Origin of the sequence: Laspinema sp. D2d (assembly GCF_025370755.1) — a bacterium.
GTDB lineage: Bacteria > Cyanobacteriota > Cyanobacteriia > Cyanobacteriales > Laspinemataceae > Laspinema.
Genome location: NZ_JAMXFC010000002.1, coordinates 297,028 through 315,255 on the forward strand (window position 1 = coordinate 297,028; position 18,228 = coordinate 315,255).

At 45.0% G+C, this 18,228-nt stretch carries 13 protein-coding genes; 11 read left to right on the plus strand and 2 right to left on the minus strand.

Features of this window, described 5'->3' with window-relative positions; translation table 11 throughout:
- Positions 1-69: 69 nt before the first annotated feature.
- The gene (locus tag NG796_RS02695) at positions 70-3,570 is read right to left on the minus strand and encodes an AAA-like domain-containing protein (protein ID WP_261204369.1); all 3,501 of its coding nucleotides are present in this window, start codon (positions 3,568-3,570) and stop codon (positions 70-72) included.
- 269 nt (positions 3,571-3,839) lie between these two features.
- Positions 3,840-5,237 carry an AAA-like domain-containing protein gene (locus NG796_RS02700; RefSeq protein ID WP_261204370.1) on the minus strand — a complete coding sequence of 466 codons (1,398 nt, stop codon included), beginning with the start codon at positions 5,235-5,237 and terminating at the stop codon, positions 3,840-3,842.
- A gap of 409 nt (positions 5,238-5,646) precedes the next feature.
- Between NG796_RS02700 and NG796_RS02705 the strand changes: the two genes are divergently transcribed.
- The 11 genes from NG796_RS02705 (at position 5,647) to NG796_RS02755 (ending at position 18,134) form a co-directional block, all read left to right on the plus strand.
- The gene (locus NG796_RS02705; protein ID WP_261204371.1) at positions 5,647-6,027 is read left to right on the plus strand and encodes a hypothetical protein; all 381 of its coding nucleotides are present in this window, start codon (positions 5,647-5,649) and stop codon (positions 6,025-6,027) included.
- Between the two features lie 520 nt (positions 6,028-6,547).
- Complete coding sequence (locus NG796_RS02710) at positions 6,548-7,609, plus strand: Rieske 2Fe-2S domain-containing protein (protein WP_261204372.1); 1,062 nt, start codon at positions 6,548-6,550, stop codon at positions 7,607-7,609.
- A 68-nt stretch (positions 7,610-7,677) separates the two neighbouring features.
- Positions 7,678-8,604: a ferritin-like domain-containing protein gene (locus tag NG796_RS02715; protein ID WP_261204373.1), complete on the plus strand. Its 927-nt coding sequence runs from the start codon at positions 7,678-7,680 to the stop codon at positions 8,602-8,604.
- 67 nt (positions 8,605-8,671) lie between these two features.
- Positions 8,672-9,901, plus strand: coding sequence for a P-aminobenzoate N-oxygenase AurF (locus NG796_RS02720; protein WP_261204374.1), 1,230 nt, complete (start codon positions 8,672-8,674; stop codon positions 9,899-9,901).
- Positions 9,902-9,974: 73 nt separating this feature from the next.
- Entirely contained in the window at positions 9,975-10,982 is a 1,008-nt protein-coding gene (locus tag NG796_RS02725) for a Rieske (2Fe-2S) protein (RefSeq protein WP_261204375.1), read from the plus strand.
- Positions 10,983-11,086: 104 nt separating this feature from the next.
- Positions 11,087-11,374 (plus strand): 2Fe-2S iron-sulfur cluster binding domain-containing protein, encoded by a 288-nt coding sequence (locus tag NG796_RS02730; protein WP_261204376.1) that lies wholly within the window; start codon positions 11,087-11,089, stop codon positions 11,372-11,374.
- 5 nt (positions 11,375-11,379) lie between these two features.
- Entirely contained in the window at positions 11,380-12,402 is a 1,023-nt protein-coding gene (locus tag NG796_RS02735; protein ID WP_261204377.1) for an aromatic ring-hydroxylating oxygenase subunit alpha, read from the plus strand.
- A gap of 26 nt (positions 12,403-12,428) precedes the next feature.
- The gene (locus tag NG796_RS02740) at positions 12,429-13,154 is read left to right on the plus strand and encodes a sterol desaturase family protein (RefSeq protein ID WP_261204378.1); all 726 of its coding nucleotides are present in this window, start codon (positions 12,429-12,431) and stop codon (positions 13,152-13,154) included.
- A gap of 39 nt (positions 13,155-13,193) precedes the next feature.
- Positions 13,194-13,823: an acyl transferase gene (locus NG796_RS02745; RefSeq protein WP_261204379.1), complete on the plus strand. Its 630-nt coding sequence runs from the start codon at positions 13,194-13,196 to the stop codon at positions 13,821-13,823.
- 194 nt (positions 13,824-14,017) lie between these two features.
- Positions 14,018-15,664 carry a GH3 auxin-responsive promoter family protein gene (locus NG796_RS02750; protein WP_261204380.1) on the plus strand — a complete coding sequence of 549 codons (1,647 nt, stop codon included), beginning with the start codon at positions 14,018-14,020 and terminating at the stop codon, positions 15,662-15,664.
- 103 nt (positions 15,665-15,767) lie between these two features.
- A complete protein-coding gene (locus tag NG796_RS02755) occupies positions 15,768-18,134 on the plus strand; it encodes a CAP domain-containing protein (protein ID WP_261204381.1) in 2,367 nt (788 codons plus the stop codon).
- Positions 18,135-18,228 lie beyond the last annotated feature (94 nt).

Here is an 18,228-nt window from a genome sequence, read left to right on the forward strand (position 1 = left end):
ATTTAGCGTCCCGGTTTGTAGTAATGACTGAGTTCGTTAACTACGCACAGGAGAGAAGAACGACTAAAGTTAGTCGGGTTGACAGAGGGAAGATTCTAGGGTGTGGGTGACATAATCATATAATCGATCGCAAGCTAGGTTTAAAAGTTTATCTAACTTTGAGCGATCGCCTTCACCATCTAAACTCTCTCGGGAAATATCCGCAATGGTCCACAGTTTCACCGTTTGGTCCCAACTAGCAGAAGCTAAAATCTGACTATCGGGACTAAAACTGCCCCCAGCAATCCGGTTTTGATGTCCCTCTAAAGTGGTTAAGAGGCGACCGTTACGACTCCAAATTTTCACGGTGCGATCGTCACTGGCCGAGGCTAAAATCTTGCCATCAGATGAAAAACTCACCCATAAAACTTTATCTCGATGTCCCTCTAAGGTATTTAACAATTCTCCATTCCCACTCCAAATTTTCACGGTATTATCATCGCTGGCGGTGGCGATCGCTGCTTCATCCGGAGAAAAACTGACACTATTCACTTCATCCAAATGTCCCTCTAAGGTAGCAGCTACCGTAAAGGTATCGCTATTCCATAATTTCACCGTTTTGTCTGCACTGGTGGAGGCAATTAATTTCCCTTTTGGACTGAATTTTACCTCAAACACTCGTCCTTGATGGCCGGTTAAAGTTGCCAGAAGACTACCGTTTTGATTCCAAACTTTAACAGTCCCATCCCAACTGCCAGAAACTAGGCGATCGCCCTCGGGAGAAAAATTCACACTATGCACTAGATCTGAATGTCCCCGCAGGGTCTGCAAAACCTTCCCTTGCTGGTCCCAAAGTTTGACGGTTTTATCCCGACTTGCGGAGGCGATTTCCTCTCCATCAGGAGAAAATGCCACCCCCTGGACCCAATCCTCATGCCCTCGCAGAGTTTTGACTAACGTCCCGTCTTGTTGCCACAGTTGCACCGTGTTATCCCGACTTGCGGAGGCCAAAATCTCGCCATCGGGGGAAAAACTCACCATATTGACCAAATCTCGATGTCCCTGAAACACCTCAATTAACCGAATTTCAGGATTCCATAACATCGTTGTATTATCCCCACTCGCCGAGGCCAAGGTTTTGCCATCGGGGGACCAGGCAATGTCCCAGATGGCAGCACTATGGGCCGTTAAAGTCTTCAGCAGGGTCCTATCATAGACACTCCAGAGTTTAACGCTGTGGTCCTCACTCGCGGTCCCTAGCAAATGACCATCAGGGGACCAAATTACCCGAGTCACCACATTGTCATGCGCTTTGAAAGAGGTGATTAATTGTCCCTCCAGAGTCCAGAGTTTGACCCGGCCATCCCCACTCGCTGTCGCCAAAGTTCGACCATCGGGAGCAAAATTTACCGTAGAAACACCGCTTTGATGTCCGGTCAATGTTGTTAATAATTCCGCTTGTCCTTGGGAATTAATTTTCCAAAGTTTTACTTGATTGTCATAACTGGCCGTCGCCAGCATTTCCCCATCGGGAGAGAAACTAATATCGGAGATTTCTTGGGTATGGGCCGTGAGAGTTTGCAGGAGAGTGGGTGGGGTTTGGGAATTCGGTTCAATGCGCCAAATTTTCGCAGTTTTATCCTTACTTCCCGTGACCAGTAAGTTACCTTGGGGACTGAAAGTCACGGCAAAAACACTTCCTTGATGTCCGATAAGGGTATGACGAAGAGTGCCATCCATTCCCCACAATTTGACGCTGTGATTAGCATTCGCCGTGGCAAGGGTTTGTCCGTCCGGGAAAAACCCTAGTCCATAAACGCGATCGCCATGTTCTAAGGTATGCAGTAATTCCCCTTGCGCTGTCCACAAAATTACTGTACCATCAGCGCTGGCGGTGGCAAGGGTTTCTCCGTTGGGAGACCAAGCAACATCCCACACCCATCCGTGATGCCGATTTAAACTGTTCCTTTCTTGAAGATTGGCTAAAATAGTTTCTAAATTAAGGACTGCCGGGGCCATTAATTCCGAAGTTGCCCAATTGGATTGTAATTTTTGACCCGCCCTAATTGCATTAACTAACGCTTCGAGTTTTTCATTGGAAGAGTTCCGAATTTTAGAAGCAGAAGTAAGGGCTTTAATTTCAGCGATTTCAGCTTGCCGTTTTTGCGAATTTGCCCACGCAATAATGGTGAGGGAAAGGAGGGAAACCGCACAGAGTCCCACTAATCCGAAAGTAATCACCCGTTGGGCTTTTTTGTAGGCGGTATCTAGGATTTGTTTGGCTTTTCGTTCTGCTTCTAAGGTGATTTCGGTTTCCAGTTTCGCTAATTCCAGAGATTTTTTCTCGCTGTTTTGACTAGCGGATAAAAACTGGTAATCGCGATCGCTTAAACTTTTATCAGCGGCCCAGTTTAGGGCATCCTGTAACGCCTGTCCCCGCAACAACCGGGAAGAATCTTCCTCGCCACTCTCCCACCAAGCGGCGATCGCCTCGGAATAGGGACGCAAAGTCGCCAACTGGTTTTCAATCCAGTCGGCATTAAAAATCTGTTGATAAATTCGGTTAAATACGGTTAAATTGCCCTGGTGTTTGACGATTAACCCCGAGAGACGTAGTTGAGTTTGTTCGGGACTATTATCCGCCGGGTAACCTTCGGGGTGCGCTGTTAAAATTTTTTGATATAATCCCAATCGTCGGGGGGTGCGTTTTTCATCACTCAGGAGGCGATCGCGAATTGTTTTTAAATGGTCCGGTTCATCCTGAGATTCCCAATTATCCAGCAGGTGCATTTTAATCAATCCCCCTACATTCGGTTGAGAATTATGAGCTTTATCAACCAATAATTTACATAATTTTTGGGTTAAAAAGGGTTGTCCCCCTGTCCAATCTAAAATTTCCGATAACACAGTTTCAGGGTAAGTAAATTGCTGAGATAGTCCCGGAAGTAATGCGGGTTTTGCTTCAGCTAAAGTAAACCCATGTAAGGCAATCGCTTGTCCAATATTAAACGGGGTTCGTTGTTTGTCGGCGATTAAATCCGACGGGGTGGCAACTCCTAACAAACAAAAAGTCAGACGATTGTAAGAGGGATGATGGGCCCGTTGATTGTAACAAGCACGAATAAAGGCAAAAAAATCATCCGTGGGAAAATTTAAACTGAGGATACTGTCAATTTCATCGATAAAAATGACAATCGTTCCCGGAATTTGCACCAAAACCACGGTTTCAATAAACTCCCGAAATCGCCCCAAGGGGGATAACCAATCGCGATCGCGCCACCAAGACCCCAAATTCACCTCAAGCTGCAAATCCAGGGTCAGACTGCGAAGCATATTCGCATACCACTGAGTGGAAGTCCCCTGCTGGATATTATCCATTGAAATATCAATCACACTACAGGCAACCCCTGCTTGTTTTAGCTGCTGCATCACCTGGACCCGCAAGCTAGATTTTCCCGTTTGTCGAGAATTCAATACATAACAAAACTGCCCAGATTTTAATCCTTCATATAGCTCAAAATCCGCCTTTCTTTTCACATAAGTCGGGGCATTTTCAGGTAATGTTCCGGAAAAAATATAGGAGTCTGTCATGATTGATTTACTAGATTAGATTGGGATTAAATGGGGAGGACCCCCCCTAGCCCCCCCTTGCTAAGGGGGGGAATTAAAATGAGGATTAAGATTATTTTCCTTACTATTTCCAGTCCCCTCCCCTTAGCAAGGGGAGGGTTAGGGTGGGGTCCCCTCCGATTGCCAAGGGAGGGTTAGGGTGGGGTTCCCTCCGATTGCCAAGGGAGGAATTAAAACACAATTTTATGGATTGGATAGTTTTACCCTTAAATCAGACAATTAATTTATTACTAATTAACTGCCAAACGCACCGAAAAATACTGTTGATATAACTGAAATCGAGGAGTAACATTATTATCCTGCAACTGAACCAACCCCATGCTATATAATTTAAAAGCGCGTTCCGAAGGAATTTTAACGGGCTTATTTGCCATCACCACATCGCGAAAAGCAGCAGCTAATTCGGGATGATGTTGGAGATTCCATAAATGTTGGCGGAGATGGTCACTAAATGGCCCTGCTTCTGTTGGTGCAATCTGGGAAAATTGTTCTAACGTCATGGGTTGACGGCACAAAAAATCCAGGGATTTTCGGATTAAATAGGGATGGCCCCCGATCGCACTCATCAACTGACGAACTTCTACCTCAGTATCCCAGTTTAAGCCATACCGTTGAGCTAAATCCTGCACCTGTAAAGCTGTAAATTCCGGTAACGGAAAGACAGCGCCCACGTTGGCAAGGGGAGAATGATTGATATCCAGGGCGCTATAAACTTCCGTAGAATGGACCACAATTAATCGCAGTTGTTTCCAGATATCCCCCCGGCGATCGCTGCGTCTGGCGATATCATACCAGGCGCGCAATAATCGACAAAAATCGTTAGCAATTTCGGGATGTTCAAACACAACATCAACTTTGTCTAAAGCTAAGACTAACGGAGTGGGTAATTGAGATAAAATATACTCCTCAAAATAAACCGTACAATTATTATTACAGCCAAAAATATCGTCCCAATAATTTGATAATTGATTCGGTAATCCCGATAATTGACCCACGCTGGCGCAAAACCACTGCAAGAAGGTCCGCAGGTCCGCAAATACGGTACTATCAGCCAAGTCAAAACTTAACGTAACGGTGTGATAATTGGCAGTTCGGGCCACTTCTAGGATGCGATCGAGTAGGGAGGTTTTGCCCATTTGTTGGGGCGCTTTAATCCGAATCAATGCCCCCGCTTGGGCGATCGCCACTTGACATCGGGCTTCTATCGGTGGACGGTGAACATAAAACCGTGAATCCAAAGGGACTGACCCTTCTGAACCGTCTAGCATAGGTTCCTTGACCGCTTCTGAGGTCACTAAACCCTCGGGTTTCAGCAAAGATCCTACTCCCATCGGGGAAGGCTTTAACATTTCTTTCCAATGTCGTTCTAACGCCGTTTTAAAGTTTTTCTTACTGACTTTCTCCCCTAATGAATCCGATAAGCGTTGCCAGAAATCTTTACCGACCATTCGGTGTAAATAATTAGCGGCATATTCAGTATTTTCGGCAATTTCTTCGTAAGTTTTATCTTGCCATGCACCCCGAAAAATCATCATTTCAATGTCGCTGATATGTTTTCCCGTTCTGGCAAAAATTACTTGATCGGCTATTTTGAATGCTTCTTCAAAATTGATAGGAGTTTCCTGCATAAAGCTTAAAGTTTTGATAAAGAGAAAGGGACTCTCCGGGGTAATAACTATTAATTTGTATTATATCAGGTTGCTGCGGTAGCCTAGGGCGCACAGTGGGTCAGGGTGGGGACACAAACACCCTGAATGTTTCAGAATTTCAGGAAAGTGAGTAAAAGATAACGAATGAGTAATTGATAATTGATAATTGATAATTGATAATTATCAATTCAACAATCTCCCGGCGGAGTTGGAAAAAATTTTTTTCTGTCCGGATTTGCTAGGTCAGGAAAAGTAATAAAAAGTCATCAGCGATCGCCGTCCCAGGAACCTCATGTCAAAGTTTCATGACTTTTTGGCATTTCCGAGGTCATAAAAGGTATCGGCGATCGCGGATACTATCATATACAGTACACCTGGGAGGGTGCTGATGTATTACGCTTACCTCACTGTCCCAAATCACGAGTTTGAAGAACTATTTCCCCAGGGAGTGCCTACCTTTGGGTTCACCCCGGATGATTTCATAGAAATTTATGATGGATGCACCGGCGAGTTGATGGATATTGAACCGGCCTTTCGCGTGAACCGCGCTGGGTTGACCTGGGACCAAGAACTCGCTCTGTTCCAAGAATACACTGCAATGATGAATGATCCTCTATTTGTCCAAGGAATGTTTAGGTTATTGGACAGTGGTTGGTTTACTATTTCCGAGTCCCAAGTTCAGTCGGTCGTGTGGCGCGATCGCGAAGAAATTTTTTGCTTTCAATATCATAAAAATAAAACAATGGATGCTAATCCTTTATTGACTTAGCCTGGTGTTCATTCAATGCCCTATCCATTGTTCCCCTATCTCTCCAGACCAGCGGGTGAGATGAGGAATTTTTTCTTAGGTAAAATGTACCCAAGGAAGGGGATTGGCTTAGGGCCGTGGGTTCTGGTCGAACTCCCGAACCACTTAAACTCTTGCTAATCTGAACCATAGAGACCCGCTTGTTTCTCCTTCATTTTCATTTATGCTTATTCACAATAACAGAAGTGAAACCGGGTAAGGGACTGGGTTCTGGGCCAGTTTATGAACTGTCTGCGGCAGCGATCGCCGGAGTCTGTTTTATCAGTTTTAATTAATCCATTGATCCATTGCCGATTCAAATTTATCATAGATTAAGGATATTAAGGATCAATGATTCCTCGCCAAAACCCTTAACGGGGATGAAGATTTGATGAGGCTGAACCTCCCTAATAACAAGGGGATTGCCTGTTTAAATCTATTGGGTATAATTGATATCAAAGCTTAATTCATAGTTTAAATCTTATTCAAGGAAACCATTTCAGTGATTCAATTCGAGTCTCAACCCCTAGCCGATTTAGCCCAAAGCCTACGGACCGTTCGTCAAGCCAAAACCTTTAATAATCCCGAACGATTTATCGAAGGGTGGTACTGGGCCATCCGGTCTAAGGACCTAAAAATCGGTCATGTCAAACCTATCACTCTACAAGGTCGGAACCTGGCAATTTATCGAGGAACCGATGGCAAAGTTGTCGCCTTAGATGCCTACTGTCCCCACATGGGCGCTCACCTGGCTGAAGGCAAAGTTGATGGCAATGGATTACGCTGTTTTTTCCACAATTGGAAATATGATAATCGAGGTCTCTGTGTCGAAAGTCCGGGCCTAGATAGAACGATTCCCGCCAAAGTTCGGTCTTGGCCTACGGCTGAAAACTATGGTTTAGTCTGGGTTTGGACCGGCGAGACTCCCCGACATCCCGTGCCTTATGTTCCCGAATTAGCGGGTAAAGACTGTGATGCTGGCTTTGGGTTAGGGTTTCGTAAAAACTGTCATCCGAATGTAGTGATGATTAATGCGATCGATGCCCATCATTTTAATACGGTTCATAACCTACCCGTTGAGGTTAAATTTGAGAAAAAAAACCTCAACGAAAATGCCATTATTTTTAACAATATTACCCGAGGGGGAGACCAATCTTGGTTTATCAAGCTGATTCGTCCCCTTTATAAAAATGAAATTACCTACAAGATGTGTTATTGGTATGGCAGTACCGGGACCGTGACCGTAGGGCCAGACTTTTTACACTTTCATATTATGTTTAGTATCCGCCTCAAAGCCGATGGAAAAGCCGAAGGTCAAACGATCGCCATTACCGAGAAACGCTCAGGTTTATGGGGATGGCTGTTTAATCGAATTGTCCTGTGGATTACCTTGCGGGTGGGGAATTACTTTGCCAAAGGGGATACTCAAGTATTTGAAACCATTAAATTTGATTTAAAAACCCCAACTATAGCCGATCAAGCGATTATCGAGTTTATCGAACAAGTAGAAACACAAAAACCGCTCAAATGGGAAACCTGGGAGACAGTTGAGCATCTGTCATAATCCCGACGACTCCGCGAAAAACCTGGGCTAGACTACGCCATAATGGAATGGTTGCCACGGAGTCACCGATGAGTCAATCTTTATTTACTACGGCGCGGTTTGACTTACCTCATGTTACGGAAGGCGATAAATTGCATCGCCTTCTTTCTGCTGCTTTAAAAAGTAGAATCGGCCATGAGTTGCCAATCCCAGAGGCAGTCACCCCGGCCTATTGGAATTCATCTTATTTTGGCCTAGATCAGGTGAAAATTTTTCAGGATGCCACCGGGGAAGAACAACAGAAAATTTTGCATTACTGTAGCAACGCACTTCTGGAAGAAGCCTACTTTGTAGAAAAAGCAGGCGTGGGATATATGGCGAAAATGGTCATGTTGGCGGAAACTACAGAAGAACGGATGTTGTATGGCTTATTTGCAGCGGATGAAGCCACCCATTTAGCCCAAATTCGGCCATTTTTAGGCGATCGCAACCCCGTGACAACGGGCGATCGCTTTTTAGAATTACTGGCTGAAATTGTGGAAATGGAGGATAAAAGCGTCTTAATTTTTGTGATTCAGGTGGTGTTAGAAGGATGGGGACTCAGCCATTATCGCCACCTCGCTAACGACTGTTGCGATCGCGAATTAACCCAAATGTTTCGCGGATTTCTCGATGCTGAGGCGCGCCATCATAGTACCGGCGTCACCTTGTGCGATCGCCATCCCATTCCCCCGCAATCCCAGAGTGCGATCGTTGAAATCCTCACCTCATTCTTGCAGATGGTCCAAGTAGGACCCCAACGAGTCGTTCAGGCAATCGCACAAGTTAAAGGGGATTTATCCCGTCCCCAACAAATCAAAATTTTTCAAGAATTAGATACCGAAACCCACAGCGGCACTCGCCTCCAACTTCTGCGATCGCTCCTCCGCTCTGACCCTACTCATTCTATCATCAATCACCTAGAAGAACGGGGGTCATTTAAACCCTTTTCCCCAGAACAATGCGTTTTTCTATAAAAACTTATCCTCAATATTTGTAATAACGACTTCCATCGTTCTTCCCCATCCCTCATTCATCCCCATTATGAACAACCTTTTCAACGAACCTAAACCTAATACCCTCCTAGAACACGAAAAAATCTACCGAAAACTCCAACTCAACTACCACCGCAATCAACAACAGGACCAAACCGCATCAATTGATCAAGCTGCCAACGCCTTCTCCTATGCCAATTGCCAAAACGAATACTGGAACCCGGAAGAATTTTCCCTCCTCTACGGAACCCCACTTTGGGACCAATCTACCCCCAGCCAAAAGCTAATACTCAATCACCTCTACTGGGTCGCTTACTACTCCCAAATCATCTCCGCAGAAATTGCCACAATCTTATTTAATCAAACCAGCGCTGCTGGACTTTATGCCCAGGAAGACTTTCGCTTAGTTTGCGATATGCTTGACCTCGAATCTGCCCAAGAACGGGCGCATATTAACGCTTTTAAGACCATTTCAGAACAAGTAGAAGCGGCATTATTTGGCAAACGGATCTTCACCTATCCCATGCGTGGACCTTACACCGAAACAATGGTTCATGCCAATACCAACGCCCTTAAAACCTGGTGGAAACAACTACAACTCCGCTGTTTTGGAATGCTTTCTTCCGGGAATACATTTTTAGCCTGTCAGTATTTTACCGTGCGGGGACTGCGAACTTTAAACGGAAAATTAGTCCAGCATAAATTAAGCCAATATTATCAAAATCATCTGGACCAAGAAAATGCTCCAATTCCAGCTAAAATTTCTTATTATCATTTTTTAGATGAAAGCTTTCATTTTAATAGTTCGACCCTGTTATCCCATGAAGTAGTAACCTGTTTGAAAAAGCCCACCTCATTCGAGACATTTGTCGCCAACTTGGGTTTGCAAGGATGTCAAAAAGATCATGCTCATTTTTCCGTAGCAATTAATGGGATATTTTGGTATGATCCGGCCCTCTATTCCGCGATTTATGAACTCTTGCGATCGCCCGTCTTTGCCCTGAGTGATCCCGATGCCAAACAGATGATGCAGGATTGCTTTACTCAGGAAACTGAAGGACTCCATCGCAGTTATAAAACCCATCAAGAGGCGAGGGCATCCTATCAAGTCTATCTTGAAAAAGTGGACTATGCCTGGAAAATTAACCGGGAAATGTCCATTATGGCAGCGACTTCGATTCCTCGCTATCTAGCCACCCAAAAAAAAGCGCTCTCTCAGGGTTTTGCGGCCCCCATTCCCCCTCCTTCTCGTCCTTTAAAATCCCTCGCTTTGCGTTAAAATTTATCTATTTTATAGTGATTAAAGTTCCATGAATTCCAGGCAAAATCGAAATACCCAACCTCGAACCGAGATGCACATCTTTAACAACTGGGATGTGGTTGCCAAAGGATGGTATATTGCTTGTCCTAGTAAAGAAATAGCCCGAGGCAAACTGAAATCATTGGAAGTCTGTGGACAACAAATTGTTTTGTTTCGGGGAGAAGATGGCAAAGTTCGGGCTTTAGATGCCTATTGTCCCCATCTTGGGACTGACTTAGGAATTGGGCGAGTGGAGGGGAATTTAATCCGCTGTTTTTTCCATCATTGGGCGTTTGATGAAGAGGGAACTTGTCAGGATATTCCTTGTCAATCCAGCATTCCTGAAAAAGCCCGATTACAATCTTATGCTACCGATGAAAAATATGGAATGATTTGGGTTTATCCCGATGCAACCGCACCGGAAGGGGTGGCAGAATTCGATGAACTCAAGGGAAAAACGGTGATTGCCGTTCGCGATCGCCCGTTTGAACGCACCTGCCATCATCACATTTGCATGATGAATGGAATTGATGCCCAACATCTGCAAACGGTGCATAAAGTTAATATTAATATGAATCTGACCTTACAGGAAAATGAATCCGGTAGTCTCATGGATTTTACCCTTAGTGGTGAATTTCCTAACACCACCCCCCGAGAACGGTTGGCCCGGAAATTTTTAGGACAAAATTATGCTTATAGCATGAGATATCAAAATGCTTGCTTGGGTCTATTAACTACGATGAAAAATGTTAAATTGATTCCGCCCTTACACATGATTTATGCTTATCTTCCCCTGGAACCGGGCAAAATTAAGGTGCAAAATATTTATGTAGCCGCCCGTCGTCCGGGAATTTTGGGTTGGGTATTGACTTACTTTTTATTGTTTTGTACGAAGATGCTTTATTTATTTTTGAAGGGAGAAGATGGGAAGATTTATGACAATATTCGGTACAATCCCAATGCTTTGCTAAGTATTGATCGCCCGTTGGCCGAGTACATGAAATATGTCGAACGATTAACTCCTTCTAGTTGGTCTAAAATGCCGGTTAAGGGGGAGTAAAGTTTTAGAGATTATGGGGATTATTTAAGGTGAAATTAGCCGGAGACAGAGCCTCCAATTGGGCATTCCCAGGCAGAGCATATTAAATTAAAGGATGGGCTTTTATGAAACGGTGTTTTGTTAGATTTCCAGGGACGAATTATCCAGCGATCGCTTTACCTCAACATGACAATTTAGCTAATTATTTAACCGTACAAAATTCAACGGTTTTGTTTGGATGTCGGACGGGAATTTGTGGGACTTGTTTGTGTGTGATTGAGGGAGATATTCTTCCAGCGAATTTGGAAGAACGGGAGGTTTTAGATATTTTAGCACCGGGATATCCTCAAGCGCGGTTAGCTTGTCAAGTAGATGTAACGAACGATATTGCGATCGCCCCTTTTGAGGAATAGCAATTATGGGATTTGAAGACTTTTGGTATGTGGTAGCACTGAGTGAGCAATTGAAGCCTAAAACAGTGCTTTCGCGCACGATTTTGGGGGAATGGTTGGCGATTTTTCGGGATGAACAAGGGGAAGTAGTGGCATTACGCGATCGCTGTATGCACCGCAATAGTCGCCTTTCTCGGGGTAAAGTCTGCCAGGGGACTTTGCATTGTCCCTATCATGGATGGGTTTATGATAAATCGGGTCAAGTGGTAGCGGTTCCTGCGGAAGGAGAACAGTTTAAAACCCTTGCCTCTCGTCGGACTCATTCTTATTCAAGTCAAGAAAAAGATGGGTATATTTATGTCCGACTAGCGGAGAATTCTACGCTCAATCTTGACCCTTTTCCCATGCCTTACTATGGCAAACCAGGATGGGAAACTGTGCGGGTAATTAACCGATTTCGCAACAATGTTACCAATTGTGCCGAAAATTTTATTGATATTCCGCACACCGCCTCAGTGCATCCTGGAGTCTTTCGTAAACCGCAGCAAAAACAGTTAGAAATGATGGTGGAACGCCGGGATGGGTCGGTATTTGTCACCTATCGGAATGAAACTACCAATTTGGGATGGTATTCGCGGTTTTTAAATCCTCAAGGCGGGGAAATTTACCATACGGACTGTTTTTCCATGCCTAATGTAACCAGTGTAGAATATCACTTGGGAGAAAATCGCCATTTTTTTATTACCAGTCAATCGATTCCCGAAACAGAAGATTCGACCTTAGTTTATACCGATGTGACCTTTAATTATGGGTTTTGGAATAAAATGGCTCGTCCTTTTGTGCGCTGGACTGCCCAGTATATTATTAAACAAGATATAGAAATTTTAGGGATTCAGCAAGAGGTAATTGAGAAATACGGAACTCAATTTGCCAATACGCCAGCGGATACTATTCATGTTTTTGTTGAATCCATTCGCAAGGCCATTTCAGCCGGGGAAGACCCGAGATTACTTCCCCAAAAATCTGTAACAGTTAACTTTTGGGTTTAGATTTTATTCACCGTATCAGGAAATTTATGGCTATTTTTATTACATTTGTCACTCTGTTAATTTTGACGTTTGCCCGAACGGAACAACGGGCTAATTTCAAGGCTAAATCTTGTCAGGATTGGCTTTTAGATGCAATTGGCTTATGCTTTCAAGGAATTTTAATACCTGTCCTGCAAATTATCCTAATTTATCAAGTGTATCAGCATTTTCTCCCCGAAAGTCGCGGGATTTTAAACTTACATCCTCTCCTGGCTTTTGGCCTCAGTTTTGTTGGGGTCGATTACTTGTATTATTGGAATCATCGATTGCTCCATAGTCGGAGGTTCTGGCGGTTGCATCTGGTTCATCATACCATGACTGAACGGCAAGTTCTCGGTACTTCTCGCAATACTTTATGGACCAGTTTTTTAATTGTTTATCTCTGGATTCATGCTCTCTTTATTTATCTAATCCAAGACGCAAACATTTATATAATTGGAGTAACTTTAACCTCAATTTTAGATTTATGGCGGCATAGTGAAATTGAACCCTTACCGGACACATTCTTGCATCGCTTTCTCTCTCCTTGGTTGATTTTACCGAGGGATCATGCATGGCATCATAGTCGGGAGTCGATGGGGGTTAACTATGGGGCAAATTTAAAACTCTGGGACCGATGGCATGGCACAAATTATGACAGTAACACCACACCGAAGGCTTTAGGAATTACCACGAATTTAACCTTATTTCAAAAGTTAATGTGGCCGTTTTAACTTAGGGTTTTAGCCCTGTTTAATAAAAAATAAACTTCAATGACCTTACTCAGTCTGATTCTTTCCTTCTTTCCAGCGATCGTGATGGGAATGACCGCCGCATCTTTTCTCTGGATTTGTCTTTCACCGGGTATTTTAGGGGTTTTAACCTTAATCTTTTCTTTGTATGGATTTCCCGTTATAGTTTATCGGATTCACAATTATTTTTATCCATTAAAAGAAGGAATTTCTTACTTAAAAGGCCCAGATTATTCTCCTTGGTGGGGAGGTCATCAAATTCAGGCTATTTATATTACGTTTCCGGCGATTGAATCGGTGTTACGGCTGATTCCCGGGGCTTTTTCTCTGTGGTTGAGATTGTGGGGGGCAAAAATTGGCCGAGGGATTTATTGGATGCCGATTTTAGAACTGGCCGATCGCGGATTATTGGAAGTAGGCGATCGCACTATTGTCGGTCATCGAGTGGGGATTTATAGTCATGTTATTAAACCAAAACATAACAACTTAATGCTGTATGTAAAATCCGTCAAAATTGGCACTGATGTGTTTGTCGGTTCCGGGACCCATTTTGGGCCGGGAGTCACTATCGCCAATGGGGCTTATCTTCCCATTGCCACCCATCTTTATCCGAATACCAAAGTCACCCCCCGCAAGCATTCGACGGATTAAATTTATATAAAAAGCGGATTTTATATAAATTATGCTGTAGAGATAATTAATCACTCATGATAGTCTTCTCCTTTGGGAGATTAACCCATTAAAAGTGTCTTTAACTCCTTTTGAGTTTTAGACATAATTTTCCTAAAATTGTATTTTTCTAATTTTCTCTAATCATTGATTCATTCCATTAGAATCGGATAACTATGATGCGTCCTATTATTCAACTCTTTTCTTTTTTACTCGGGTTGTATGCCTATAAGTTTTCCCAAGCTTTAAAAAACCCTCGGAGGTCTCAGCGGTCTGTCCAACAAGAAATTTATCGAAATTTTCTAGGCAGTGACTATGGAAAATCCCTGGGTTTAAGTTCCCATCCTAAAGCTTCCTTAAATGAACAATGGAATCAGATTCCAGTTGTAGACTATGAGGACATTCAACCCTGGACAGAACCTGTTAATCTCGCATCAAACCTGGCCTCCGATCAACCCGGTAACCCGACCTCCTTGCCGGGAAAGTCTCTGACCCCGGAACCAATTTTATTTTATGAAAAAACCTCTGGGAGTCGCGGACCCGCTAAATGGATTCCTTACACCCAATCCCTACGTTCTAGCTTTAACTCCATGTTTTGTGTGTGGGTGCATGATCTGATAGAAAATGGCCCGAAATTTGAGACAGGAAAATTTTATTTCTGTATTTCCCCCCAACTGAAAGACCCCCAATTACTTAATGAAATATCTGCCGGACTGGCCGATGATTCTGAATATTTAGATGGATGGTTGCGGGCTTTACTGAGTTTGGTATTAGTCGCACCCCCTCGACTGAAATACCTCCAAGACCCCGATGAATTTAAAGAACAGTTAAGTTTGGAACTGTTATGCGAAGACCGCTTAGAAGCGATTTCCATTTGGAGTCCCAGTTTTCTAAAAGTGCTGTTGGATTATATAAAAACCCATCGGGAGTCGCTGGTAGAGAAATTGGGTCCTAAAATCTCTCACCAGCGCGGGCAACTGTTGAGGCAGTCGCCGATTTCCTGGACTGAAATTTGGCCGAAACTGAAACTGATTTCCTGTTGGGATAGCAGTCACTCTCGGGAACAAGCCGAATTTCTGCAAAAACTTTTTCCCGGGGTGATGGTACAGGGGAAAGGATTGCTCGCAACTGAAGCGCCGATGACCATTCCTTTAATTGACGCCCAGGGATTTGTTCCCCTACTCAATGAAGTGTTTTTTGAATTTGAGGATGATGCCGGACAAATTTATAAACTCCATGAGATTAAACTAGGCAAGGAATATACCCTGATTATTTCTCAAAAAGGTGGGCTGTATCGATATCGGATTGGCGATCGCATTCGAGTCAGCCATTTTTATCAAAAAACCCCCTGTTTAGAATTCCTGGGACGCGATCGCAGCATCAGCGATTTAGTCGGGGAAAAGCTCTCCGAACCCTTTATCAAAACCGTCCTCGAAGACATTTCCTTAAAAACCACCTTTTTTAAAACCCTCGTCCCAGTGACCCAACCTCTTGCCCATTATCTGTTGTTACTGGATGAAGCCCAGGAGCCACCGGAGGCGATCGCCCACCAGTTAGATCGCGCACTCATGCGATCGCCCCACTATCGCCATGCCCGCTTATTAGGACAACTCGACCCTCCCCGCGTCTTCATCTCCAGAGAAATCCCGAACGCTTTAATCCGATATCGGACCCAATCTGGCAAAAAATGGGGAGATCTCAAACCGGAAATTTTGGCAACCGCACCCCTTGAAAGCGAACTCTTGCAGGAATTAGAAACCCTAGCAAATCCCCATTTCATTCCCGAGGTCCCCTCCGACTCCCAACTATGTCGGTCCTTTTAGAACCCCACTCCCTCCCCCTATTCTCCTTTGGCATTTCTATCGAAAACGCGCCATTATGATTTGATGGATTATAAGGCAAGCAAGCCCAAAGGAGAAAAATGAGATGACAACCAACTCTGAATTTATCAATCAGGTTGTAGCGCTAGTCAATCAACGACGCGCCCTCGCCAATTTGCCGCCCGTGGCCCTTGATTCTCAGTTGAATCGAGCCGCCCAAATCCATGCCGAAGATATGGCGGAAAACGATTTCTTTAGCCTCACCGGCTCAGATGGCTCCACAACAGTCAGCCGGTTAGCAGCAGTCGGATACCGCTTTAGTAACTTCCAGGAGAACATCGCGGCGGCCCTTCCCACCCCAGAGCAAGTTGTTGAAAATTGGTTCAACGATCCCGGACAGCGAGACACCCTCCTCAAAGCCGGAGTTGATAATATCGGCGTTGGCTATTTCTTCCAAGAAAACGATCCGGGAACCTTTAACGCCAATCATTACTGGAGTTTAGTCGTTGCCGCCCGTGCTGCTGGTAGTAATATTGTAGGATTCAATTTTCCCAACGCCCTCCAAGGCAGCGTCGGTGACGATACCATCTTTGGATCCGTTGGCAACGACACAATTTTTGGGAATGCCGGGAACGACCAAATCTTTGGTCGCCTTGGGGATGATATTCTCTTTGGGAACCAAGCTAACGATCAACTCTTTGGGGAAGAAGGGAACGATACCCTCTTCGGGGGTCAAGGGGAGGACTTCCTCGATGGGGGATCCGGGAACAATTTTTTCTCCGGAGATGAAGGCAATGATACTCTCACCAGTGAATCTGGATTCAATATTTTTGAAGGGGGTAGCGGCAACGATCTCATTGGTGGCGGCATCAACAACGACACCATTTCTGGTGGCGATGGAGATGATCTCGTCTATGCTGGAGCCGGTGAGGATAATGTAATCGGGGAAGCCGGTAACGACATCATCTTTGGCAATGTGGGGAATGACATCCTCAATGGCGGTAGCGCTAACGATACCCTGTACGGAGGCCAAAATGATGACACCCTCTACGGCGAAAGTGGGGACGATTTCCTCTACGGCGACAAAGAGAACGACCAACTCTTTGGTGGCGATGGTAACGATCAACTCTTTGGTGGTGAAGGCAATGATACCGTCTTCGGCAACGATGGGAATGACATCATCTTCGGCAATCAAGGAGATGATACCCTCGCTGGGGGTGATGGTGCTGATACGATCTATGGGGGGCAAGACAACGATCAAATCTTTGGGGATGGGGACAATGATCTGCTCTTTGGAGACCTTGGAAACGATACCGTCATTGGGGGTGCGGGTAACGATAGCATCTATGGCGGTGAAGGCAACGATCAACTGAGTGGACAAGAAGGAGATGACAACCTTTTTGGCAACCAGGGCCGTGATACCTTGCGCGGCGGTGTAGGGAACGATACCCTCTTTGGCGGCAAAGGGGAAGACTTGCTATTTGGGGAAGCAGACGATGATTTCCTCTCCGGAGATTTAGGCAACGATACCCTATTTGGTGGCAGTGGAAATGATACCCTCTTAGCGGGACCTGGGCAGGATTTATTATTTGGCGAAGCGGGAAATGATACCTTAATTGGCAACGAGGGCAGTGATACGCTCTTAGGCGATGAGGGCAATGATTTTTTAGAAAGCGGTGCCGAAAACGATAGTTTATTAGGCGGCATTGGCAACGATACCCTATTAGGCAATGAAGCAGAAGATAGCCTCTATGGCGGCGAAGGTAATGACCAGATCAGCGGGGGTGAGGACAATGACATCTTATTCGGAGAAGCAGGCAATGATAGTCTCTTCGGCGATGAAGGCAACGATACTCTACTCGCTGGGGACGGGGAAAATGTCCTAGATGGGGGTGCGGATAACGACAGTCTCATCGGGGGTGGCGGTAATGATACCCTCAATGGTGGGGAAGGTGCTGATACCATTGTTGCCACCGGAGGCAGCAACGTGATTAATGGTGATGCCGGAAACGATAGTATATTAGGCGCTACAGGCAATGATACTATCAACGGTGGAGATGGAGAGGATCTCATCAACGGTGGCGATGGGGAGGATGTCCTCACCGGAGATGCAGGCAACGACTTCATCCTGGGCGGAAACGGGAATGACACCATCCTCGGCGGTGATGGCAGCGACACCCTCGATGGAAGTGCGGGGGAAGTTGTCCTTTATACCGGAGGTGCAGGCAGGGACTTCTTCGTATTGCGTCCCGGAGTCACTGCCACCATTACTGATTTTGAGGATGGACAGGACAGGTTTATTCTCACGGGCGGTCTAAAAGTCAGTGAGTTACTCATTTCTGCACCGATCGGAGAGTCGCCCACCGATACGACTATCGTTTTAGCTAAGGATACCTCAGTGGTCGTTGCTCTCCTTGAAGGCATCGATCCCGAGTTCCGCAACCTGATTATTACAACCGGCGATTTTGTCTAAGGGCGATCGTCGTCGGAGGGATGGGGAGGATGGGGAGGATGGGGAGGATGGGGAGGATGGGGAGGATGGGGAGGATGGGGAGGATGGGGAGGAT